Source organism: Methylobacterium sp. E-012 (assembly GCF_057836545.1).
In genome coordinates this window covers 4,294,457-4,317,389 of the sequence record NZ_JBYQEY010000001.1, presented here as the reverse complement: position 1 = coordinate 4,317,389, position 22,933 = coordinate 4,294,457, and the positions used below count along the sequence as shown (strand labels likewise).

Here is a 22,933-nt window from a genome sequence, read left to right as displayed (position 1 = left end):
TTTCCTGTGGCCGCACAGGCACTTGGATGCAACGGTACGCGCCAGTGTGGGAGCGTTCGGCACGCGCGTCAACCCGGCGCCGCGGCCGATTCGGGCGCCGCCGCGAATCGGCGCAGCCCTCATCGCGACCGCCGATCCCCGGGAGACCCGGACATGCTGGGCACGGGGTCGCGGCACGATATAACCGGGTTTTCGAGGCCGTTCCGAGCGCCGCGGCGCAGGCGTCGGGCGATCGGAACGCAGGACAGGGACAGTCGTGACACGGAGATCGCCGCACGCATCGCTCGTCGCAGCCGCAGTTGCAGCGCTGGTCCTGTCGACGGCGGGGCAGGCCGGCTGGCAGGGGCCGGAGGCGCAGGCCCTGTTCGTCAACGAGGCCAACCCGAGCGGGTACAACTACGCCCCGAGCGTCATCACCGAAGGCGGGACAACCAACATCTGGTGGTGCGGACAGGGCAAGACCGACGTCATCTTCCACCGCGCCTACAGCGCGCAGGCCGGGTTCTCTCCGGCGCAGGTCGTCTTCCAGCCCACGCCCGGGTCCTGGAACCGCCAGTATGTCTGCGATCCGAGCGTGATCAAGGGCACGTTCCACAATCCCGTCGACGGGCGGTCCTACGCGTACGCCATGTACTATTCGGGATCGGACAATTTGCCGGGCCACAACAACCAGACGGGCCTGGCCTTCTCCAACGATAAGGTGACCTGGGTCGATTACCCCACGCCGGTCATCGCCCCGATCAACCCGGCGGTCGCGCAGGGGAATTACGGCACCGGGCAACCGGCCACGATCAACATCGACGGCCGCTCAAGCCTGTACGTGTTCACCACCGATCTGACCGGCCCGCAGGGGGTGCCGGGGTTCGGCGATCTCTACGTGCGCCATACGGCAGACGGGGTGCATTTCGACCCGCCGGTGCGGGTGCCCAACGGCACGACCGACGGCGCGACCATCAATCCGAATTCGGATTTCGCCTACGACCCGTCCTCGGGCGACGTCTACGTGATCACGGGCCTGCCGGGGCGCGACTGCCAGCGGGTCGCCTGCAAGGATCCGGCGCGCAACCCGGATCGCGAGACCTTCCAGATGGGTCTCTACAGGATGCCGATGAAAGCCCTGATGGGCGGCAGCCCGGCGAAATGGAGCCCGATCGGCTACCTGAACGCGGATGTGACGGGCTTCTATCTCAATCACAGCCCGGGCTTCCAGCGCGACACCTTCGGCAGCATCGGCCCGTTCCTACCGAACATCACCGTCTACTTCTCGGGGGGCGACCCCTATCCGGGCACCTGGCGGATCGCCGCGGCGACCGAGACCCGGGCCTCCGACCGTGCCCCCCTGAAGCGGGCGCTCGGACCGGGCGGCCACTGGGTCACGACGGGCTACATCGCTCCGGATTACCGGATCGAGCACGCGCTCGGTGCGCTGTTCCTCCTCCCGAGACCGGGCACCGCCATGCTGATGAGCTGCATGGCCGGCGCGGATCATTTCCTCAGTCGCGATGCGCGCTGCGAGGGCCGGACCCCGCTGGGACAGACCGGCTACCTCTACGACGCGCCTCGGCCGGGCAGCCATCCGATCTTCCGCTGCCTGGCCGGCGGCCGGGATCACTTCGTATCGACCGACGCGCGGTGCGAGGGTCAGGCGACCGAGGGCCTGCTCGGCTACGCCCTCGACTGAGATCCGGGGACCGCATCCGGGCCTGGCGCGGCCTCGGTGCGGCGTTGCGCCCGGGAACACGGCGGGGCGCGTCGCCTTTCCTGATCCTGCGGTCGGCTGCGGCCGGACCCCCGTCCAGGAGACGCCTCGGATGCTGAATTTCTCGCGGGGCTCGGCGGCCCTCGTCGCGCTGCTCGTCGCGGGGCCGGCCTTCGCGCAGGGCAAGCCCCTCCCGCCTCCGGCAAACGACGCGATGCCGCCGGTGGAGCTGACCATCAGCATGAAGGACGGGAAGCCGGTCTGCGAGCCGGCCGAACTGCAGCTCCCGGCGGATACGAACATCGCGCTTCACGTGGTGAGCAGTGCCGACGCGCCGGTGACGCTCACCGCGCCCGGTCAGTTCGAGAACGGCCTGGTCCTGCATGCGGACGGCGATCTGGTCCACGTGGCGAGCGAGAAGGGCTACACCGTCAAGCAGAACGGCCAAGGCACCCTGCGTCTGCGGACGATGAAGGCGGGCCAGGAAGAATATGCCTGCACCAGCACGCGGAATGCCGACGCCCCATTCAAGGGCAAACTGATCCTGATCCCGGCCGCCAATTGAGGACGGGCCCCGCAGGCGGGCAGGGGGCCGATGATCGATCTGGGAGCTTCGGTGCAGGCATGAGCGACGGCGCATCGGGGCAGACGCTCCAGGTCTTCTACGACGGCGATTGCCCGCTCTGCCGCGCAGAGATCGACCATTATCGCGGGTGCGCGGGCGCGGATCGGCTGGCCTTCGTCGATGTCGGCCGGACCGTGGCCGCGCCGACGCTCGGACCGGACCTCGATCGCGACACGGCCCTGCGGCGCTTCCACGTGCGCACCGCGGATGGGGGGCTGGTCTCCGGCGCGGAGGCGTTCGCCCGCCTCTGGACGACCCTGCCGGGCTGGCGCTGGCTCGGCCGGCTGCTCGACCGGCGCGTCTTCGGCCGCCGACCCGCGCTGATGATCGCCGAGATGGCCTACCGCCTCTTCCTGCCCCTGCGACCGCGCCTAGCGCGGCTGATCGCGCGGCGGTCCTGACGGGCGGCGGCGGGTGGCGCGCTGCGTCCATTATGTCGGCTTCCGCGACGACCGCTATTGGAACGCCTTCCGGATCTTCGGGGGACCGCGGGTCATCCATCGCCGGTGGGATTTCTACGCCACCCGTGACGTCGGCCCCGAAGACATCGTGGTCTTCGCCGAGGGTGACGACACGCAACCCATCGCCGCGCGAAACGCCACCGACCTCGACGAGCGCTGGCTCGCACGTGCCGCCCCGGGGACCGGAACCGAGACGCTGGGCTGAGCCCCGCTTCGGATCGTCCCCGCAAGGAGAGGCCGGGCCATCCCTTCGCACCGCGCTGCAGGGGCTGCACGGCGCAGCGGATTTCAGCCTCGGAGAGCGAAGACGCCTCGAAACCGGAGCCCGGTGCCGTGTCCCGTCGCGGCGGGCGCATCCCCGGCCGCGGAGCCGGTCCCGTCCCCGGCCGGGCGCCGCCACGGGGCTTGGCTGTTGACGACACGCGCATGCGGCTCGCCACGGTTCTGGTTTAGCTCTACAAGTCGTTTCAGTGGTTACACCATTCGATCCTCTTTCGGGACGATTTAATGGCTTGTTAACCAGCGTTGGTGCTGTTTGGCTCGATCGAATGGAGCCTGTGCCGTGATCTCAACAAGTCTCCTCGTCGTGATCAGTGCCGCGCTGAGCGCAGCCGCAGCGGGCGCCGTCCGCGATCCGAACGCGCGCAGCCGATAACGCCCTCCGGTCGGCGGGTCCGTGATCCGTCGGCCACGCGCGGTCTCGCGTCTGTCGGGTCGGGGACGGTCCTCGAACGGACCCTTCGGCGTGACGGCCCGCGACCTCTGATCCGTCGACCGCCGCCGAGAACCCTTCGGTCTGCGGCCTCCGTCAAACAGGCGATGCGGTCCAGCGCCCGGCGGGGTAATTCGGCACTTCCCAAACCCCAATGGCGCACTCAAGCCCGTCCGGTCCGCCGGAACGGGCTTTTTTCATGCCGCGGCCCCGCAGGGAGCGGGGTCTTTGCAAGGTGCTCTGAACTGGCGCATCCTCCCGATCGCGGATGAAAACTATTCGCTTCAAAAGAACAAGACCACGATCGGGAGGACGCGCCGATGCTGTCGAGACGAGGCTTCGTGAATTGTGCGCTCTGCGCGGTGGCGACCGGCTTCGCGGCCGTCGCCGTCGAGTCGCAGGCACAGCCGGCGGGACAGACCTCCGGCGTCACGCGCAAGATCCTCAGCACCGAGGAGCTCCCGGACGGACGCTACGTCGTCGTCCAGGTCGCCGCCGAGATCGCGCCGGGGGCGACCGTCGCCCGCCACACGCATCCGGGCATCGAATCCTCGGTGATCCTGGAAGGGGAGGCGGAACTGCTCGTCGACGGCCAGCCGAACCGCACCTTGCGGGCCGGGGACAGCTTCCAGATCCCGGCCGTCGCCCCGCACAGCCTGCGCAACGGGTCGGGGGCCACACGGGTGGCTGGGACCTACACGGTGGAGAAGGGCAAGCCCCTCGCCTCGCCAGCCTGAGCCGTTTTGGCGGACGTCTCAAGCGGCTTCGCATCGACGCCCGAGCCCGGACGCGTTCCCCCGTGCAGCGGGTGACCGGGCCCGTTCAGTTGCCGGGGCCGAAGCTCGGCCTCTGCGGCGGGAGCGGGGGACGCGCGATGGGGGACCGAGGCGGGACCGGTCCGGGATCGCCCGTGGCCGGCCCCTCGGGTCCGGGCCTCGCGGCGGCGGACAGCGTCGGGGCCGGCGGCGGGGGCTTGCCGGAGACCTGCTGCGGGATTCCGGCGCCGCCGGGCGCGGGCAGCGTGCATTGCTCGCCGCAATTGCTGACCACCGCCGGGTAGGCCTTGCCGGCGATCGTTGCGGAGACGATGCAGCGTGCCGGATGGTAGACCAGCTCGTACTGGAACTTGCCGCCGTCGTCCGACTCGGTGCGGAACTGGCCGTCCAGAACCACGGGCATGTGCGGCTGATCGGTGGTGCCGACCACGTAGAGCCGGCCCGTGGCGATCGCCGCGATCGTGATGTCGGAGGCCGCCCGCGCCGCTCCGCAGCTGAGCAGGGCCGCCGTGCCTGCCGCGGCGGCGATCGAGATCAAATGAGCCAACCGGCCTCCCTCCTGACGGACGCGCTCAACCCGGAGGCGCCGCCGATATGCCGCCTGCGAATGGCGGACGGCGTCGCTGCACCGGCCCGGACCGGCACCGGCGCGGGCCACGATGCCGCCTGCCTCGCCCACCGCAACGAAGAACCGGCCGGCTTTGCTCCATCGCGGCGCGACCGTTCCGGCCGGCGCACGGCGCTCCCACGTCGCAGGGGTCGGCCGTGACGGTGGAACCGCCACGAAGGGAGCCCCGCCGCGGCCGGGCGCGATCGCGGGCCGCCCCCCCTCCACGGATGGTCACGACCGCTTCAAGGCGCTCAGAGACCGTGTCAGATGCACGACGACATCGTCCCCCTTCGGTCCCGGAAGCGCCTCGGCCGACGGCGCCTCAGCAGCCTGCAAGCGCTGGGCGACCTCCATCACGACGTGCTCGACGGATGGTGGCCATGGCACCTCATTGTCCAGAAGCATGCGAGCCGCGCGGACGAGCATGCGGAACTGCTCGGGCGGGATCGACGTCCCGGCCGCGTGCTGGTCGAGGATGCGATCGGCGATCGCGGCAGCCAGCCCGGCGACTTCAGCCATCTTGTCTGGCTTATCGCCGGACTCTGTCATGCGCCTCAGCCCTTCGCCTTGGGTGCCCGGTGCGGATCGAGCCCTGCTCCGGAGCCGCCGATGCCTCGGCGCCATCCCGGACCGGTGCGCGCCGGGGGCGGCCGTCTCTGCCCGGCGGCCGATCGGACCCGAGCCTGTCCCCAGGCCATCCGTCCTGGCAAGTGGCCACGCCGATTGGTTATTACGGGGCGAGCCCTCCGCATATTGTTCCGTTAGCAATAAGAACAGGCCGCGCGGAAGAGTTCAAGCGTCCGGCCGGCGCCCCGCCTGCTCCCCCCTCATCGCGGCTGGGGCGTGGCCGCGATGCCCGCCCGCCCCTCAGACAGAGGAGGGGGGAGATGCGTGCGGGGCGGGCGTGGCGTTCGGGATGGGTGCCCGACACCTGCCGGAAGCCAGAACGATGCACCTACCGCCGCCCCGCGGCCCGGGGATCGCATGCGCCGGTGTTGTGAGACGCCGGCCTGCGCAAACAGGCGCTCATGGCGGGGGCGGACGCGTCCGTATCCCGGCCATCCCACCCCATCCTCCGCCACCGGCCGGCGTCGCTCGGGGGCCGCAGGTTTTGCCGGCGCTGCCCTTGGGATCCCGAGGCGACCGCCGCCAGCCCCGGCTTCCCGGGACGATCGGCCACCAGACGACGAAGCCGCGTGTTCCTGCGCGCCAGATCCGTCATCCTCCCGGCCTGATCGCCCCGCAGACCGCCACATTCCTTGGCGCCAGCGGTCGGAGCTCCGCTCGGAGACATCCGCCTCCGTGCAGGCGACGGCGATGCTCTTGCCATGCGCAGTCCGTATCTCGATCCGGTGCTGCATCCGCACAGCCCGCGTCGCGCTCGGGCTCCGTCAGCGCTGTATCCCAGCTTTTCCCGTCCGGGCCAATCTCTCAATCAGCCCGGTCCGAATTCAGCCGCTCAGATAGCAGACCTTTGTATACCCAATACATCGTCTTTATAATCAAAGATTTTATAATCTTGATTGATCAGCATATTTTTTGCCTCCGCGGCATCGTCAGTCGATAAATGTTTTTTCTCGTACAAAACACCTGTCGGTAAGAAGGTTGAAAAATCCATCGTTTTCAAGACAGCAAGATCGGCCCCTTCTGTGTCAACATGAAGGAAGTCAATTTTATCCACCTTATGCTCGACTAAGATTTCGCTCAGCGTTGAGCATCTCACCTGATCTTCGATGATATACGGCTCAAGCTTCCCATCCAGATGCTTAACGATATGATTCCTGTCGAAGGACCCCAGCTGGTTCCACCATTCAGGGAGATTGGGTATCTCTTTTTTGGCATCGCTGGAAACGTAATAAAATTTTCTACTCGGACCGTCCGAAACCGCTCTATTGCAAAATATAAATCTGTCCTCATTGCCGTAATTCGATTTTAATTGCTCAAACGCATACTTGACTGGTTCTATTAATATACCTGTGTACTTCGAGTTATATCTGGCCAATTTATTGAGTGGATCCCCATGCAATCCATCGTTTGAACCAACTTGAACAAAGAAAACCTTATCCTTCTTCGAGAAAATCCCCTCGATCCGTCGTGTGATGAAGGGCTTGTCGTTTTGCACCGTATGCAATAATCGCAATAAACCTGGTGTTTTCTTCAAAATATTTTTTGCCAGGGTTTTCATCACCGGCTCCTAATAATTGAAAGGCCAAAGCGTGACCTTAGCCTATTCGTGGCGCTGTATAGGTCAAGGCCGTTTCTGGGTCGATTGTCGAAGGAGGGAACCCTTTTGAATCAGCCCGGCGCCTGCGTAAATTCTTCGTGGGCACGGTGGCCGATCGTTAGCAAAGCAATAATTCGATAGTCTAACCGCAATAGCTTTCGAATCGGCACGGCCCGCTCAACGACGTTGTTATGAAGTCCTGCGCCGTCTTTGGATGAAGGCATCTTTTTATCGATCACATCATAGATTCTCGATGCTGAATCCGATTCTTAGACCCCATCGTTCGGCTCTATCACGCGGATAAATATCAACATGACCTAGTTCGAAAAAATTTTAAGGCACTTGAGTACATTTTTTATCACAAATTAGTTCTTTAAGATAAGAGAAGATTTTTTTAGCTGCCCTGAGCGGGGTTTTTATTCGAAACAACTGTGGTTGGCTCCGCGGGTCGTGATACAGATCCAGGGACAATTCACGCTGCTCTCAGGTCGTCCGAAGATAAACCGCCGAGTTCGGGGCGATGGCCCATCCGCGGCATCGAGCAGGGACCGGACGTCGCGCACCGGCGCACGATCGACAGGTGGTTCGGGTAGGTAGAACACCGCAGGTGGGACACGACGCTCGTCTGCAATGGGCGAAGCTGGCCAGTCAGCCCGTCGTCGCTGTTGCCGTGCTCCCAGGCGTCTGAATCTGACTCGCAGCAGCTTCACCGATCGTGTTCGGTGCCCGCGTGTCCGTCCAGTTTGAGGCTCGACGTTCGAACAGATCCCCCACGGTCGGGGCGGGGGCGGTGATCGTGGGCGGCAAGGGACCGTCGATGGGAGCGGGTTCAGGTTCAATGGGGAAGATGACGGCCACCCCCACTCTCATCCGTGTGGTGGATGGGTCACGCCCGCGTTCGGCGTTCCAGATCCGTTTCAGGACACCATCCGCGCGGCATGTCTGACCCGTGCTCCCCGTGGCTCCTGAGTCCTCAAGAGGCCTCGGCGATGGGACGAGCGACGGTTCGCCCTTCGACCATTCAACAGGGTCGATCGGGGTGCATTGACGTCGGTCCCAGACCCCCGGCTTCGGGTTCTCCGATGGTACGGCAATACGAAGCGACAACCTGTGAGACCGCCCTGTAAGAGCGCGGTCATCGCCGGCAGGTCGCTTAAACCCAACCTATGGAAATCGTTTGAAGATTACTGGTGCTGCGAGACAGGATTGAACTGTCGACCTCTTCATTACCAATGAAGTGCTCTACCACTGAGCTACCGCAGCAGGTGACCGGAGCGCCCCGCGGGGGGCGTGTCCGTCCGGCCGAATGGGGCCATAACGGATCGCCGCCGCGTTGGCAACGCCGCACGTTCCATCCGGACGTTTTACGTGCGGCAGGCGGCGCGAATGAGGGCGGCGAGACCCGGCTCGGACACCGCCTCGGCCGCGTCCCTGGGCGAGAACCAGCGCAACTCGCGCTGGTTCTCCTCGGGGAAGTGCTTGAGCTGCTTGCGCACCTCGAGCGGAAAGACCTTCACCTGACACAGGACGGGTTCGAGGTTCTTCAGGCGCTTCTGGTAGAGATAATGGCCGATCGGCCGCTTGCCGACCGCCCCGCGCAGCCCGGCCTCCTCGTAGGCCTCCCGGGCCGCGGCCTCGAACGGTTTGCGGCCCTTCATCGGCCAGCCCTTGGGGATCACCCAGCGCCGGCTTTCCCGGGACGTCACCAGCAGGATCTTGGGCTTGCCGTCCCGCCCCTGCCGGAACGGCAGGGCGCCGACCTGCCGCCGCGGCTCGCCGTCATCGTCGAGGACCGTCACGGCCGCACCGCGCGACACGAAACGACTCGGGGATCCGGCCGGGCCGGCGGCGTGTCCGAAGCGGGCGGGGGGAGGCGGATGATCGGGTCCTCGAGTCGGCGGCGGCGCGGTGCACAGCCGGGATCACAGTCTCGCGACGGACAGCGCTAGAGGGATGTCTACGGCCCTTATACAACACCTGTACCACCGGCCGTATCCCGGAGCGCCCGCGCAACCGCGACGAAGCCGGTCATCCGGTCCGGAGCACCGCGCGATCGGCGGAACCGGAGGCCGGCAATGCGACCGCCGCCATCCCGGCCGAGACCGGATCCGTCCCGGCGGTCCTCGGCGCGCCCGTCGTCGGCGCAGCGACGGCGGGGTTCGGTCCCGGCGCGCTCTTTTCGATCGGGACCGGACCGGGTCCGCTCGGTCCGGCCGGGACCAGGACGGGCGCGGCCGGTTCCGATTCCGGCTCGACCGCAGCCGGGGCGGCCAGCGTGTTCGGCGGTTCCCGCCACGCGAAGGCGTCGAGCCGGCCGCTGACCGGCGATACCGGAGCCCAGGTCTCGGAGGCGATCCCGTCGGCGATCCAGACGCGGTCGCGGGGGGCCCGAGCGGCCCGGGCGAGCCACTCGCGGGCCTGGCCCGAGGCGGCGCCGTGCTCGGCCTCCTCGATCGCCGCCATCATCAGGCAGGCGCGGACGGTCGGGCGCTCGGCGAGCAAGGGCTTCACGGCCTCCCGGGCGCGCTTGTAGTCCCGCGCGTCGAGGGCGGCCTGACCCAGGGCGAGACGGGCCTCCGGATCCCAGACGGACAGCTTCGCCAGGACCTCGGCGCGGGCGAGGCGGTCCCGGACGGAGTCGCCCGGGCGCAGGCCGAGGTAAACCTTGGCCAGGTCGGGATGGGGGTTGGCCTTCCAGGCCGCCTCGACGATGCGCGCGGCCTTCCGGAGGTCGCCGCGACGGGCCAGCAGCCGCCCGGCGATGCAGGCCGCCGGAACCAGATCGGGCGCCAGCTTGACGGCGTGCAGGGCGCGCTCGGCGGCGAGTTCGGGCTCGCCGGCCTCGCGCTCGCCCGCGATCGCCGTCAGGAGGACGGCCCGCTGGCGCCGGGCGCCGGCCTTGTCGATCAGCCCGAGCGAGGAGCGCCGCTCGATGGTCTCCAGGGCGGAGACCCAGTCCCCGTCGGCGCTCTGCGCCTCGAGCAGGGCCTCGTTGGCCCAGGTGACGCTCGGGGCGAGGCGGGCGGCCTCCGCCGCGTAGGCGCGGGCGGCGGTCTCGTCCTCCCGGCGGCGGGCCTCCACGAACAGGCCGCGCAGGCCCAGCACCCGGGTCTCCGGATCGTCGACCATGCGCTGGAAGGCACTCTCGGCGGCATCCCGGTCGCCGGAGATCTGCGCCGCCTGCGCCTTGAGCAGGAGGGTCAGCGGCTCGGTGCCCAGGAGCCGCTCGGCATCGCCCGCGAACCGGCGGGCCGCCAGGGGGTCGCCCGAGCCCACCGCCACCATGCCCCGGGACAGGGCCGAGAGGCCCTTGGCCCGGCGCCGCTCGGCGGAGCCGCGGACCAGGTATTCGGGCAGGCCGATGACGCCGCGCACGATCGCCCAGAGCAGCCCCAGGACGACGGCCGCGACGATCACGCCGACGAGGGCGAGCGCGAGGCTGGTGCCGATCTGGTACCCGTCCCACACGATAGTGACGGTGCCGGGCCTGTCGGCGATCCAGACCGCCCCGAAGGCGGCGAGTGCGAGCAGGGCCAGGAAGGCGAGGGCGCGCCACATGGGATCAGTGTCTCCTGTCGACGGCCGCGCGGCGACGGTCGCTGTGTGCGGGAGGGGCGGAGCGCCTGCACGCCCGCCCGGAGAGGTAGCGGCCGCGCAGGGCGCGGATCGCGGCAATCACCGACCTAGCGGCCGGGGGACGCGGCGGGGGCGGATTCGGAGGCGGACGCGGTGCCGGTCGGGAGGGCCTTGAAGGCAGTTCCGAGCAGCGTCCGCGCGGCCTCCTCGGCCTCGGCCCGCGCCTTGAGCTTGGCGCCGAAATCGCCGGCCTCGTCCCGCGCCTCGGGCGGCAACGCCGCGAAGGCCGTGGCGGCGGCGGGCAGGTCGCCTTGATCCAAGGCCGCCTGGACCTTGCCCTCGGGCTGATCGGCGGCCTCCGGGGCCGGGGCATCGGCCTTGCGCACCTGCACGAGGCCGTCGGCCATGCTCAGGAGCTTGGCGCGGAAGTCGCCGGTCCCGGCGGCGGTCTTGACCCGCTGCGCCCGCCGCTTCGCGGCGATCCGCTCGGCGATGGGCCGGAACGCGTCGGCGAGTTGAGCCGCCGTGGGGGCGCCCGCCTCCGCGAACGGCGCGAGCGCCTTGGCCTGCGCCTCGGTGGCCGGATCGAGCTTGCGCAGGGTCGCGAGAGGCTCCGCATACGAAGACCCGGCTTCCAGGGCCGCGGCCACGCGGTCGGCGACGACCACCCGCAGGGCCGCCTGGACGGTGGCCGCCTCCGCGCGCTGCGCCACGCTCTTGTCCAGGGCAGCGATCTTGTCGGCCTGCTCCTGAAGGCGCCGGTCGACCGCCTTCGTGGCCTCCGCGGCCTGGGTCTGCCCCGCCTCGGCGGCGGTGCGGCTCGCCTGGGTGGCCGCCTGGACCGCCTCCGTGGCGGCCTTCACCCGCGCGTCGAGCGTCTGCTGGAGCGTGTCGAGGCGCTGGCCGAGGGCCGCATCGGCATCGGCGTTCGCCTTGGTCCTCTGCTCCACCTCACCCTGAAGCGCGGCGATCTTTTTGGACGCCTCCTCGGCCGCGCCCGGCTTGGCGCCGTCCGCTTCCAGCGCCTTCAGCCGCGCATCGAGATCCGTGAACTGCTTTCCGTTGTCCTGGACCGCGTTGAGCTTGGACTCCGCCGGCTGGTCCCGACCGGGCTCCTCCTGGAGGGCGGCCACGCGCTGATCGAGGCTGTCGAGCCGCGCCGCCAGATCGGCGGGCACGGCCGGCGCCTGTGCGGCGACGGATCCGTCCGCCGCGGCCGCCGCCGGTGCGCTGGCGGCCTTGTCCAGGGCCTGCTTGGCGGACGATTCGGCGGTGGCGACCCGCTTGTCGAGGGCAGCCAGGGCGTCCCGGGGCGCGAGCCCGTCGAGGCGGGTGCCGAGGGCGGCGATCTGACCCGAGAGCTTCTGATCGAGGGCGTTCAGGCGCGGGTCCGGGCCGAGACCGGCCGTCTCGGCCGCGAACAGCAGGCCGGCCCCGATCACGCCGCCGAGCAAACCCGCGGTGGCGAGGGAGCCGAAGCCGGCGCGCGACCGGGCAGCCGGCGCCGCGGCGGCGGACGCGGCGCCGCCGGGAGCCACCCCCGGGATCGGCCCCTTCGGCGGCTCCTTCGCGGACTCCCGTGACGTCTCCTTCGACGCCTCCTTGCCGGGGGTCGGCGGATCGGGGATGCGCTTGGCCTTCATGTCGATGATCGGCCCGGACGTCACCGCGCCGGCCGCGACCGTGCCCGCGGCACCCGAGGCGGATGCGCCCGGACGCGGGCCGGAACCCGGCTGCGGGCCCGCCCCCGGCTGGCCGGGCTTCGGCGGCTCGCTCCGCGCGGGATCGGGTCTACCGGGCTCGACGCGCCCGCCGGCCGTGGCCGAGGCCGTCGACGCCCCCGCCTTCGGTGGCTCGGCCTTGTCGGTCTCGGGCTTCGATGACGTATCCCTGGAATCCGCGGCCTTGGCGGCCTCCGACGTCAAAACGTCGGGCTTGGCGGCGTTCGGCTGCGCGGCCGGGCCGACCGACGGCTTCGGGCCGTCCGCCGCGGAGCCGGTCTTGCCCGTTTCGGGCTTCGTGTCGATCGCGCCGGGCTTGGCGGCCACGACCGGCTCGGTCGCCGGCTTCGGCGGCACAACGGTTGTCTGCGGCGGCACAACGGCCGTCTGCGGCGGCTTGGCGGCCCCGGACGATCCCGGCAGGCCCGGCTTCGGGCCTCCGGTCACGCCGGCCGGCGCGGCGGACGCGCGGGTCTCGGCCCCGGACGGATTGGGCTGCCCGGGTCTGGCGGGCGCGGGATCGGGCCTGCGGCCACCAGATCCGGGCTTGTCGGCGTCGCTGGGTGGTGGCGTCACGGGCAAGTCCTCCAACTCTTCGGCGTCGCCGCGCCCCCCTAGCACCGCCACGGCCCCGGGCGCGAGGGCGAGATACGGCGGCCGGGCCTCCCTGTCACCGCACGCCTAGCCGGGCGCGGGCGTGAGAGCATCCAGCAGGTCCACGTCCCGCGGACGCACCGCGACGAAATGGACCGGAACACCTGCCGCTTCCAGGGGTGCGGCGACATCCGCCGACAGGCAGTAATGCCTCAACCGGCGGAAAGCTCCGCCCAGGCCCGCGCCTTCCGCCAGCGCGAGGGCGACCGCGGCGCTGCGCCGGGAATAATGGAGGGCGGCGTCGAGGGCGCCGCCGCCCAAGGCACTGCCGACGGAATCCGGCAGGCTGCGCAAAGCCTCCGCCGTATAGGCCACATAGGTCGCGACCCGGAAGCCCGCCGCCGCCAGCGTCGCCCCCGGCTCGGGCTTGCGCTCGGCCCCGGCCGCGTGGAGCAGGCGCGCCCCCGGCGCGAGCGTGCCGGCCACCAGGGCGGCGAGGCCGTCGGCATCCCCCGGCCCCTCCCGCACGGGGCCGAGACCGGCGCGCCCCGCCAGCGCGGCCGTCCGGGGGCCCACCGCGAAGACCGGCAGGCCCCGCGGGACCGCGGCGTCCCGCAGCATCGGTACCGCGTTGGCGCTGGTCAGCAGCAGGGCGTCGAACGTCCCGTCCGGCGGCAGCGCCCCGGTCGGCCGCACCACCAGGACCGGGGCCACCAGCGGAACGTGGCCCCGCGCCGTCAGCGCCGCGCCGGTCCGGGCCGCCCCGGGCTCGGGCCGCGCCACCCAGACGCGCATGCCCTAGCTTTCCAGGGTCAGTCGGACGCCGTGGCGCGCCGTGGCGCCCGGGGCGAGCAGGCGCTGCGAATCGCGCTCGGCGAGGGTGCCGGAAAAATCCGCCCAGTCGGCGTAGCCGGTCCAGCATTCGAGGGAGAGGAACGGCGCCGTGGGCTTGGTCCAGACGGCGAGATGGGGAAAATCCGCCATCTCCATGCGGATCGCCCGTCCGGGTCCGGCGAAGCGCATCCAGCGGCTCTTCGCATTCCGGAGCACGAAGGCCTCGGTGAAGAGCGCCGGATCGAGGGGCAGCGCCGCGCCCGCGAGGGGGATCGGCTGTTCGTCGCGCAGCAGCAGCCCGCCGGGACCGACCTGCGGGGCGAAGGGCCGCTCCGGGTGCTCGAACGCCACCGCGTAGCCGCCGTCCCGGGCCCGCTCGCCGCCCGCGAAGGGCCAGGGGAAGGCCGGATGGAAGCCCAGCGCGTAGGGCAGGGGGACATCGCCGGGATTGGTGACGGTCACGTCCAGATCGAGACCCGCCGGGCGCACCCGGGCGGCCACATCCAACCGGAAGGCGAAGGGGTAGTGCACCCGGGTCTCGGGTCCGTCGGTCAGGCGCAGGGTCACCGCCTCCGCGCTCCGGTCCAGCACCGTGAAGGGCAGGTCCCGGGCGAAGCCGTGCTGGCCCATCGGGTAGCTCTCGGACCCGACCGTCACCTGACCGCCGGCCGAGGCGCCGACCACCGGGAAGAGCCAGGGCGCGTGGCGGTTCCAGTGCGCCGGGTCGCCGCTCCAGAGATACTCGGTCCCGCCGACCCGCCAGGAGACGGGCTCGGCGCCGTGGGTGGCGAGCGCGGCGGTGGTGCCGTCCGCTGCGGTCAGCGCGATGCGCGTCGTCACGGTGGTCTCCCGGTCATCTGTCGCAGCAGGCGAGGTAACGGAAGCGGGCGGCCGCGCAAGGGGTGTCGACCGGGACGGTCCTCCTCACGCCGCCGTGCCGAGCCCCGGCAGCACTGTCCCGGGCGCCCCCGAGGCCACGAGCCGCCCCGCCTCCAGCACGTGGACCGCGTCGGCGCCCTCGAGGGTCGAGAGGCGGTGGGCGATCAGGATCAGCGTCCGCCGCCCCGAGAGCGCCCGCAGCGCCCGCATCACCGCCCCTTGCGTCTCCTCATCGAGGGCGGAGGTCGCCTCGTCGAACACGATCACGTCGGGGTCGTGGTAGAGCGCCCGGGCGATGCCGATGCGCTGGCGCTGGCCGCCCGAGAGCCGGGCCCCGCGCTCGCCGACCCGCTCCCCGTAGCCATGCGGCAGGGCCGAGACGAAGTCGTGGGCGCCCGCCAGCCGCGCCGCCCGCTCGACGGCGGCGGGATCCGGCGTGTCGAGGCCCAGCGCGATGTTCTCGGCGACCGTGCCGTCCACCAGGAACACGTCCTGCGGCACGTAGCCGATGCGGTTCTGCCACGCGGGCAGGGTGCCGGGATCGAGGGGGCGCCCGTCGATGGTGATCCGCCCGGCGCCCGGGCTCAGCACCCCGAGGAGCAGGCCGGCCAGCGTCGACTTGCCCGAGCCGGTCCGCCCGGCGAGGCCGATCGTGGTGTTGACCGGGATCGTCAGGTCGATGCCGGCGAGCGCCGGCCGGCCGGTGCCGTAATCGAAGCCGATCCCTTCGAGCCGGATCTCCCGGGAGAACGGCAGCCGCTCCGCGGTGCGGGGCGGGGGCGCCCGCTCGTCGGCGAGTTCGTCGACGATCACCCGCACCGCCGGCAGGGTGAAGCGCAGCAGCGCCACCGAGGTGAAGATGTTCTGGAAGGCCGGCAGCATCCGGTAGCCCGCGAAGGCGAACAGGCCGAGCAGCGGCAGGATCCCGGCCACCTCCAGGCCCTGAGCCAGGGCGAACAGCACCACCACGATCACCCCGCCGAAGGCCAGCGCCTCGATGACGAAGCGCGGCATCTGGCCGGTGAGCAGGCTCGCCGCGGTGGCGAGGGCGTAGGCGCGGGCCGGGGCGTCGAACCGGGCCGCGAAGGCCTCCGCCCGGCCGTAGAGCTTGAGCTCGGTAAGCGCCCCGAAGGTCTCCTGCACGATCCGAAAGCGCGCCTCGTTGTCGGCCACCGACCGGCTACCCAGCCGGGCGAGCCGGGCGCGCATCACGAGATAGATCCCGACATAGAGCCCCCCGAAGCCGCCGCCGAGGATCAGCGCGAGCTGCGGCGCGTAGGCCAGCAGGAAGGCGATCACCGCGAGCGCAGAGCTCGCCCGGGAGGCCAGCACGGTGGCAGGCGTCAGGGCGCCGACCACCAGCCGGTCGGTCTCGGACAGCACGTTCTTGGCGAGTTCGGCGCTGTTGGCCTGCGCGAAGAACAGCCGCTCCCGGTCGAGGTAGCGGAACAGCAGGCGCCGGCTGAAGCCGTAGCCCGCCAGATGCGTGAACCGGAGTTGCGCGTAGGTCAGCCCGGCATTGGCCAGCGCGGTCACCAGGATCGCCGCCAGCGCCGCGCCGCCGGTCACCAGCAGGAAGCCGCGCTCATCGGTCAGGCCGAGGACGGACCGGGCCTGGGCGAGGTAGGGGATGCGGGCCGCCGCCGCGGGGTCGCCGACCAGCGTCAGGAATGGGATCACCGAGGCGACGCCCACCACCTCCAGCAGGGCCGCCCCGGCGAGGCCGAGGGCGATCAGCGCGAGGCGCCGCCGGTCGGGCGCCCGCAGGGCGCGGACGAGGTCGATCAGCGCGCGCATGGCGTCGGCGGGGTCGGCGGGGCGTCTCGCATGGCCGGGCCGGGCTTAAGCGCGCCGCCCCGGCCTGTCCACGCCGGGCTCAGTCGAGCTTCTTCAGGGATCCGAGGTCGACGTCGCCGTTCTGGCTGGTGAAGGTCAGCGACTTCGTGCCCCCGTCGGCCTGGGCGACGCCGCCGATCCGATGGTCGCCGCTGTCGTAGGTCGAGACCTGCCCGTCGCGCTCGATCACCAGGCGGTGCTTGTCCGGAAAGAAGGCGTATTTCATCCCGTTCTGGGAGCCGCTGGTCGACGGATCGCCGAGATCCTTGGGCCAGAACGGCTCCATGCCCTTCATCGGCTTCATGGGTTCCATGGGCTTCATCGGTTCCATGGGCTTCATCGGTTCCATCGGCTTCATCGGTTCCACGGAGCGCCTCCTGTCCGGGTGAGAGACAGGAGGACGCGGCAGGGGGAAAACGGTTGCATCGATCCCCTGCAACCGGCCCAGGGCTCAGGGCCGCGCACCCGGGACCGGCCGCTCGCGGACCTGTCCGTCGAAGCCGACATGGAGCTGGTGCTCGCCCCCGTCCCGGTCCTTGGCGGCGACCTCCAGGTGGCGCGGGCCGCGGCCGGTGACGCGCACGTCGCTGTAGCCGGCCGCCTGCACCGTGGCCGTCAGGGCGGCGACATCGGGTTTCGGCCCGAGGCCGATCCGATCCTTGGCCCAGTCGAGGCTGCCCGTCGGCGGTCCGCCGGCCGGACCGAGCAGGACCTTGCGCCCGTCGCCGTGGGTGAGGACGCTGGCGTGCAGGAAGCCCTGCTCGAACCGGCCCTGAACGGTCACGGCCTCGCCCTTGGCGACGAGGCCGCCGCCCTCGCCGGCACGGCCGGTCTCGACCAGCGCCCGGCCGGTCCCGTCCTGGACCACGAACTTGTTGCCGAAGATCTCGGCGACCGCGCCCTTGACGGCAATGGCTCCGGAGGGGGCCAGCGCCTGGATCGCCACCGGTTCCACGGGTGTCGGCTGGAAGGTCGTCCCCTGCGCCAGGGACAGGCCCAGGGCGCCGAGCACCAGGGGCGCCGCGACGGCGCCCACCACCCAGGTCCGCCGGGGGACCGCGCTCCGGCCGCGGGGTTCGGTACCGGCGGCGGGCCCGCGGATCTCCCGGGCGGTGCCGTCGATGGTTGTCTCGTCGCTCATCTCTCGTCCTCTCGATGGGTCCGGATCCGTTCGATCCGTGGCCCCTTCGTAAGGGGGCGGCTCCAATCCGGTCTGAACCGGGTGGTTCAGGTCCGGTTAAACCCGTCGCCGTAGAGCGGCGTCGCGGGGAACCCGTGCGGTCTCAAGGGCTTGAGGACGCGGGCTGATGTCGGGCGATCGAACTGACACAGTCCATGAGGACCTCGCCCTAAATTCCCGTGGTCATTGGGTTTTGGGGCCGGGTGGATGAAAGGGATCGTGCGGCGTCCCGCTCAGTGCTTCGACGCCGCCGTCTGTGCGCGCGCACCGAAGCAACCCGGCAGCGCCACGATGCCGGCCGTGGCGCTGCCCTGGGTCACGTCGCTGCGCGCGTGCTGACGGAGAGGCGATCTCAGGCGCGTATTTCACCGGGACGCCACACGGAATATCCGGTCCGGCACGGCCTGTCGGACCGGGCACGGCCCGATCTGCGGAGACCGGGGCCGGAGGAGGGAACGGGTGAAGATCCTGCTGGTGGAGGACGACGCGGCGCTCGCCGCCGAGGTGGCCAAGGTGCTGCGCGGGGAGAACTTCGTGCTCGACCACGCCGCCACCGGCGAGGACGCCCAGCATCTCGGCGAGACCGAGGGCTACGACGCGGTCGTGCTCGATCTCGGCCTGCCCAAGGGTGACGGCGTCTCGGTGCTGCGGGCGTGGCGGGCGGCCGGGCGGACCCTGCCGGTGCTGGTGCTCACCGCCCGGGACGGCTGGAGCGACAAGGTCGCGGCCTTCAAGGCCGGGGCGGACGATTACCTCGTCAAGCCGGTCCGGGTGGAGGAGCTGGTGATCCGCCTGCGCGCCCTGGTGCGCCGGTCGCAGGGCGGCGGCGCCAGCCGGATCGCCTGCGGGCCGCTGAGCTTCGATCCCGGCCTCGGCGCCTTCGAGCACGAGGGCCTGCCGCTCAAGCTCACCGGGCTCGAATGGCGGGTTTTGTCCTGCCTGATGCTCAACCGCGAGACGGTGGTGCCGCGCCCGCACCTGATCGAGCGGGTCTACGAGGGCGACGCGGACGTCGATTCGAACTCCGTGGAGGTGATCATCACCCGCCTGCGCCGGAAGATCGCCCCGGCGCGGATCGAGAGCGTGCGCGGCCACGGCTACCGCCTGCACGCGGATCCCGCCTGATGGGCGAGGGGACGCCGCGCCGCTCGCTCCGCGCCCGCCTGCTCGCCGCCGCCCTCATCCTGGTCCTGGCGGCCCTGGTGGTGGCGGGCCTCGCCATCGGGGTGATCCTGCACCGATTCGTGCGCGGGCAGCTGGACGGGCGGCTCGACGCGCAGATCGTCGCCCTTCGAGCCGGACTCGAGGCCGGGATCCTGCCCCAGACCCTCGACGCGCCGCCCTACGACCGGCCCGGCCCCGGCTGGGCCTGGGAGGTGCACCGCGGACCCGAGACGATCCGCTCCGGCTCGCTGCGGGGCGGGGACATCCGCCTGTCCGATCCGGGGCCCGAGGACGATCCGGGCCGGCCGCACCCGGCCTCGGGCACGGGGCCGCAGGGCGAGCCGCTTGTCGCCCGGGTGCTCGCCCTGCCCGGGCCCCCGCCCGCGACGATCGTGGTGGCGGCCCCGGAGGGGGAGTTGCGCGGCCCGCTGCGCGAGGCGCTGACGAGCCTCGCCTTGGCGCTGGGGATCCTCGGCCTGTGCCTGCTCGCCGGCCTGGCCGTCCAGGTGCGCCTCGGCCTCGCGCCGCTGAGGCGGCTGCGCGCCGACCTCGCGGCGGTGCGGGCCGGCCGGCGCGAGCGGGTGCCGGCGGAGCAGCCCGCCGAGATCGCGCCGGTGGTGGCGGAACTCAACGCGCTCCTCGACCAGAACGCGCAGAACCTCGACCGCGCCCGCGGCCACGTCGCCAACCTCGCCCACGCCCTCAAGACGCCCCTCGCCACCCTGTCGATGGCGCTGGCCGACCCCGCCCGTGACCCGGACGGCGGCCTGCGCCGGCAGGTGGAGGATATGGACCGCCGGGTCCGCCATCACCTGCGCCGGGCCCGGGCGGCGGCGCTCGCCGGCTCGGCCCGGGGCCGCACGCCCCTGGCCCCGCGGCTCTCGGACCTGCGCGACGCCCTGGCGCGCCTCTACGCCGAGAAGGGCGTGGCCCTCGATCTCGCCGTACCGGACGACCTCTCGGTGGCCTGCGAGGGCCAGGACCTCGACGAGATGCTCGGCAACCTCGTGGACAATGCCTGCCGCTGGTGCCGGGGGCGGGTGCAGGTCTCCGCCTTGGCCCGGGACGGGGTGGTTCGCATCCGCGTCGAGGACGACGGGCCGGGTCTCGACGGCGCGGCCGCCGAGGCCGTGATGGCGCGCGGCCGGCGCCTGGACGAGGGCGTGCCGGGCCACGGCTTCGGCCTGCCGATCACCCTGGAACTCGCCGAACTCTACGGCGGCGGCCTGACCCTCGGGCACGGAGATCTCGGCGGCCTGCGCGCGGACCTCGTCCTGCCGGCCTGACCTCCCGGCCTCAGCCGAGCGCCTCCCGCAGGATCGGGCGGATGCGCGGATCCGCACAATGGGCGACGTTGAAGCGCATGTAGCCGTTCCAGGCCTCCGACAGGCTGAACGAGGTCCCCGGGGCCAGCACCATGCCCCGGGCCAGCGCCCGGCGGGCGACCGCGGCCCCGTCGCGGCCGTCCGGCAGACGCATCCACAGGAAGAACCCGCCCCGGGGCTGCGCCCAGGGCTCCAGGCCGCAGGCGCGCAGTTCCGCCGAGGCCTGCACCATGGCGCCGGCGAGCCGCCGCTTGGTCTCGGCGAGGTGCCGGCGATAGCAGCCCTCAGTGATCAGGCTGTGCACCAGGGCCGCCGTGACGTGGCCGTTGCCGAGGCTGAGCGCCAGCTTGAGATCGACCAACGGCTCGACCCAGTCGGCCCGGAGCGCGATCCAGCCGCAGCGCGCGGCCGCCGACAGGGTCTTGGAGAAGCTGCCGATCTGGATCACCCGCTCCAGCCCGTCGAAGCCGGCGAGCCGCGGGGCCGGATCGGGCTCCAGATCGCCGAAGATCTCGTCCTCCACGATCAGGGTGTCGTGGGCCTCGCACAGCTTCAGCAGCCGGTGCGCCACCTTCGGCGCGAGGCTCATCCCCGTCGGGTTCTGGAGCGCCGCGTTGGTCAGGTAGAAGCGCGGCCGGTGCCGCTCCAGCAGGGCGGCGAGAACCGGCAGATCCGGCCCCTCCGGGGTCATCGGCACGCCGACCACCGCGACCCGCTGGGCGCGCAGCAGCGCCAGGAAGTTGAAGTAGCAGGGATCGTCTACCAGTACGGTGTCGCCGGGCTGGAGCAGGAACCGGCAGACCAGGTCCAGCGCCTGCGTGGCCGATTCGACCAGCACGATCTGGTCGGGTTCGGCGCCGACGCCCTTCTCGCCGACCTTGCGGGCGATCTGGTGGCGCAGGGGCTCGTAGCCCAGGGGCCGGTCGTAATCGGTCATCTCGGCGCGGTCGGCCTTGGCCACCCGGCGCAGGCCCCGCCGGATCGCCTCGTGGGGCATCCAAGAATCGGGCAGCCAGCCCGCCCCGGGCTTGAGCTGGTCCGAACCCGCCTGCTGCGCCTGCCGGGTGATCCAGAGCGGATCCACGATCCGATCGAGTTGCGGCCCCATCGCCTGGAGCGAGAGCGGCCGCGTCTTGCCGGCGACGTAGAAACCCGAGCCCGGCCGGGCCACGACCGCGCCCTCGGCGGCGAGCCGCTCGTAGGCCTCCACGACGGTGGATTTCGAGACGCCCATCGCATCCGCGAAGGCCCGCACCGACGGGATCCGGACGCCGGGGACGAGCCGCCGCGCGGCGATCCGATCGCGGATCTCCCCGGCCACGGCCTCGACGCGGGTTCCCGGGGCTCTGACGGCCAGCGACATCCGTACTGCTCATTCTGCCGGACAATTCTTTCGAACCGTACCGAAGTGTTCCTGTCGCCGCCAGCCCTGCTGCTCCACGGTCGCCCGGCCCCGGAGAGACAGAGGAGGGGGAGCCATGGACCATTGCCTGACCGAGACCGCCGAAGCCGAAGCCGAAGCCCGGACCCCGTGGATCGCCCGGGCGGTCGCATTCCTCGCCGCGTTCGGCGCCGACCTGCGGGCCGGCCTGTCGCGGGGGGCGATGAACCGGCGCGTGCTGCAGCGTCTCTCGACGGTGACCGAGCGCGAGTTGAAGGATATCGGGCTGACGCCGCAGGACGTGGCGGATGCCGGCGTGCCGGGCACCGGCGATGCGATCCTCCTGCTTGTGGGCCGGCGTGACGCGCGGCGGCGCACCTGGGCGGTGATCCGGCGTTGGTGACGTGACGGCCGGCGCGCGTCGGGCCCAGCCCGACGCGCCATCAAGGAGATCCCACAGATGAGCAGAAGTCCCGTGATCGCTCCGGGCGCGACGGCGGTCGGCCCCTACGCGCACGGTGTCCGCGTCGGCGACACGGTCTACCTGTCGGGCCAGACGCCGATCGACGGCGCGACCGGCCGGCTGGTCGAGGGTGGAATCGCGGCGCAGGTTCACCAATGCCTCCGAAACCTCGGCGCGGTTTTGACGGCGGCCGGGCTCGGCTTCGGGGATGTGGTGAAGTGCACCGTGTTCCTGACCGACATGGCCGACTTCGCCGCCATGAATCGGGTCTACGCGGACTATTTCGCCGAACCCTACCCGGCGCGCACGACGATCGGCGTGGCGGCACTGCCGCTCGCGGCACGGGTCGAAATCGAGATGGTCGCGTCTGTCCCGCGGCCCTGAGCGCGCATGCGTGCCGCGATCCGCGGCGCGCTCGGGCAGTCACTGACCGGATGCAGTCGGCGTGCCCCGGGATCGAGGCGCCGAAGGCGGCCCGGCCAAAGATCGGAAAAACTCCCCCATGCCAAGGCTGCCCTCGGACAGGAACGGGTCCCTGGCTCGATCGCGGAGAAGGTCTGGAGGAATATCTGGAAGGACGTGGCGCGGGCGACGGGGCTCGAACCCGCGACCTCCGGCGTGACAGGCCGGCACTCTAACCAACTGAGCTACGCCCGCACGGCGTGGTCGCCTCAAGGGGGCGTTTCGCCCGGCGACGGGGCGGGGTTTATGGGCCGCTTCGGGCGCTGTCAAGCGCATCCGGGTCGGATTCGTCGCGGGGCCGCCCCGGGGGCCTGCGCGCTTCCGTCGTGTTGCGGCCGCGCCCGGCGCCCCCATCTCCCGACGTGACGGACGGCGTGGTTTGTGCGACGCGACAAGCCATTGTCACGGCTC

At 71.1% G+C, this 22,933-nt stretch carries 22 protein-coding genes and 2 tRNA genes; 9 read left to right on the top strand and 15 right to left on the bottom strand.

The annotated features are described in order from the left end of the window. The first annotated feature begins 256 nt into the window (after positions 1 to 256). The 5 genes from AC3IF1_RS20720 (at position 257) to AC3IF1_RS20700 (ending at position 4,234) form a co-directional block, all read left to right on the top strand. Entirely contained in the window at positions 257 to 1,681 is a 1,425-nt protein-coding gene (locus AC3IF1_RS20720) for a hypothetical protein (RefSeq protein WP_489219129.1), read from the top strand. A 130-nt stretch (positions 1,682 to 1,811) separates the two neighbouring features. Then, on the top strand, positions 1,812 to 2,264 hold the full coding sequence (locus AC3IF1_RS20715) for a cupredoxin domain-containing protein (RefSeq protein ID WP_489219127.1): 453 nt from the start codon (positions 1,812 to 1,814) through the stop codon (positions 2,262 to 2,264). 59 nt (positions 2,265 to 2,323) lie between these two features. Then, positions 2,324 to 2,725, top strand: a complete 402-nt coding sequence (locus AC3IF1_RS20710) for a thiol-disulfide oxidoreductase DCC family protein (protein ID WP_489219126.1) — start codon at positions 2,324 to 2,326, stop codon at positions 2,723 to 2,725. 13 nt (positions 2,726 to 2,738) lie between these two features. Further along, complete coding sequence (locus tag AC3IF1_RS20705) at positions 2,739 to 2,990, top strand: hypothetical protein (RefSeq protein WP_489219125.1); 252 nt, start codon at positions 2,739 to 2,741, stop codon at positions 2,988 to 2,990. An 827-nt stretch (positions 2,991 to 3,817) separates the two neighbouring features. Further along, on the top strand, positions 3,818 to 4,234 hold the full coding sequence (locus tag AC3IF1_RS20700; RefSeq protein WP_243970831.1) for a cupin domain-containing protein: 417 nt from the start codon (positions 3,818 to 3,820) through the stop codon (positions 4,232 to 4,234). Between the two features lie 85 nt (positions 4,235 to 4,319). Here AC3IF1_RS20700 and AC3IF1_RS20695 read toward each other — a convergent pair whose 3' ends face one another. From AC3IF1_RS20695 to AC3IF1_RS20635, 13 genes are all read right to left on the bottom strand, one after another. Beyond that, positions 4,320 to 4,820: a hypothetical protein gene (locus AC3IF1_RS20695; protein ID WP_489219124.1), complete on the bottom strand. Its 501-nt coding sequence runs from the start codon at positions 4,818 to 4,820 to the stop codon at positions 4,320 to 4,322. 294 nt (positions 4,821 to 5,114) lie between these two features. Continuing rightward, complete coding sequence (locus tag AC3IF1_RS20690) at positions 5,115 to 5,402, bottom strand: hypothetical protein (RefSeq protein ID WP_243970835.1); 288 nt, start codon at positions 5,400 to 5,402, stop codon at positions 5,115 to 5,117. A 940-nt stretch (positions 5,403 to 6,342) separates the two neighbouring features. Next, positions 6,343 to 7,068, bottom strand: a complete 726-nt coding sequence (locus tag AC3IF1_RS20685; RefSeq protein ID WP_489219123.1) for an FkbM family methyltransferase — start codon at positions 7,066 to 7,068, stop codon at positions 6,343 to 6,345. 110 nt (positions 7,069 to 7,178) lie between these two features. After that, positions 7,179 to 7,346 (bottom strand): hypothetical protein, encoded by a 168-nt coding sequence (locus AC3IF1_RS20680; RefSeq protein ID WP_489219121.1) that lies wholly within the window; start codon positions 7,344 to 7,346, stop codon positions 7,179 to 7,181. 949 nt (positions 7,347 to 8,295) lie between these two features. Further along, positions 8,296 to 8,370, bottom strand: a tRNA-Thr gene (locus AC3IF1_RS20675). A gap of 101 nt (positions 8,371 to 8,471) precedes the next feature. Continuing rightward, a complete protein-coding gene (locus AC3IF1_RS20670) occupies positions 8,472 to 8,906 on the bottom strand; it encodes an NUDIX hydrolase (RefSeq protein ID WP_243965130.1) in 435 nt (144 codons plus the stop codon). Positions 8,907 to 9,135: 229 nt separating this feature from the next. Further along, complete coding sequence (locus AC3IF1_RS20665; RefSeq protein WP_489219120.1) at positions 9,136 to 10,665, bottom strand: heme biosynthesis protein HemY; 1,530 nt, start codon at positions 10,663 to 10,665, stop codon at positions 9,136 to 9,138. Positions 10,666 to 10,790: 125 nt separating this feature from the next. After that, complete coding sequence (locus AC3IF1_RS20660; RefSeq protein ID WP_489219119.1) at positions 10,791 to 12,980, bottom strand: translation initiation factor 2; 2,190 nt, start codon at positions 12,978 to 12,980, stop codon at positions 10,791 to 10,793. A 105-nt stretch (positions 12,981 to 13,085) separates the two neighbouring features. Then, positions 13,086 to 13,793 (bottom strand): uroporphyrinogen-III synthase, encoded by a 708-nt coding sequence (locus tag AC3IF1_RS20655; RefSeq protein WP_489219118.1) that lies wholly within the window; start codon positions 13,791 to 13,793, stop codon positions 13,086 to 13,088. A 3-nt stretch (positions 13,794 to 13,796) separates the two neighbouring features. Continuing rightward, the gene (locus AC3IF1_RS20650) at positions 13,797 to 14,672 is read right to left on the bottom strand and encodes an aldose 1-epimerase family protein (RefSeq protein WP_489219117.1); all 876 of its coding nucleotides are present in this window, start codon (positions 14,670 to 14,672) and stop codon (positions 13,797 to 13,799) included. Between the two features lie 84 nt (positions 14,673 to 14,756). Further along, positions 14,757 to 16,508 carry an ABC transporter ATP-binding protein gene (locus AC3IF1_RS20645; RefSeq protein ID WP_243965117.1) on the bottom strand — a complete coding sequence of 584 codons (1,752 nt, stop codon included), beginning with the start codon at positions 16,506 to 16,508 and terminating at the stop codon, positions 14,757 to 14,759. Between the two features lie 79 nt (positions 16,509 to 16,587). Further along, positions 16,588 to 16,905 (bottom strand): hypothetical protein, encoded by a 318-nt coding sequence (locus AC3IF1_RS20640; RefSeq protein ID WP_489220429.1) that lies wholly within the window; start codon positions 16,903 to 16,905, stop codon positions 16,588 to 16,590. A 93-nt stretch (positions 16,906 to 16,998) separates the two neighbouring features. Continuing rightward, positions 16,999 to 17,688 (bottom strand): DNA-binding protein, encoded by a 690-nt coding sequence (locus tag AC3IF1_RS20635; protein WP_489219116.1) that lies wholly within the window; start codon positions 17,686 to 17,688, stop codon positions 16,999 to 17,001. Positions 17,689 to 18,186: 498 nt separating this feature from the next. Here AC3IF1_RS20635 and AC3IF1_RS20630 point away from each other — a divergent pair, with 498 nt between their 5' ends. Together AC3IF1_RS20630 and AC3IF1_RS20625 are read left to right on the top strand one after the other, a co-directional pair. Continuing rightward, a complete protein-coding gene (locus AC3IF1_RS20630; protein ID WP_243965113.1) occupies positions 18,187 to 18,852 on the top strand; it encodes a response regulator transcription factor in 666 nt (221 codons plus the stop codon). Beyond that, on the top strand, positions 18,852 to 20,177 hold the full coding sequence (locus AC3IF1_RS20625) for a sensor histidine kinase (RefSeq protein ID WP_489219115.1): 1,326 nt from the start codon (positions 18,852 to 18,854) through the stop codon (positions 20,175 to 20,177). The genes AC3IF1_RS20630 and AC3IF1_RS20625 overlap by 1 nt, the downstream gene beginning before the upstream one ends. 10 nt (positions 20,178 to 20,187) lie before the next feature. Here the strand turns inward: AC3IF1_RS20625 and AC3IF1_RS20620 are convergent, their stop codons facing one another. Beyond that, a complete protein-coding gene (locus AC3IF1_RS20620; RefSeq protein ID WP_243965110.1) occupies positions 20,188 to 21,579 on the bottom strand; it encodes an aminotransferase-like domain-containing protein in 1,392 nt (463 codons plus the stop codon). Between the two features lie 115 nt (positions 21,580 to 21,694). Between AC3IF1_RS20620 and AC3IF1_RS20615 the strand changes: the two genes are divergently transcribed. Beyond that, on the top strand, positions 21,695 to 22,000 hold the full coding sequence (locus AC3IF1_RS20615; RefSeq protein WP_489219114.1) for a YjiS-like domain-containing protein: 306 nt from the start codon (positions 21,695 to 21,697) through the stop codon (positions 21,998 to 22,000). A 57-nt stretch (positions 22,001 to 22,057) separates the two neighbouring features. Then, entirely contained in the window at positions 22,058 to 22,444 is a 387-nt protein-coding gene (locus AC3IF1_RS20610; protein WP_243965107.1) for a RidA family protein, read from the top strand. 196 nt (positions 22,445 to 22,640) lie between these two features. Here the strand turns inward: AC3IF1_RS20610 and AC3IF1_RS20605 are convergent. Next, positions 22,641 to 22,717: transfer RNA gene (locus AC3IF1_RS20605), tRNA-Asp, on the bottom strand. Between the last annotated feature and the right edge of the window lie 216 nt (positions 22,718 to 22,933).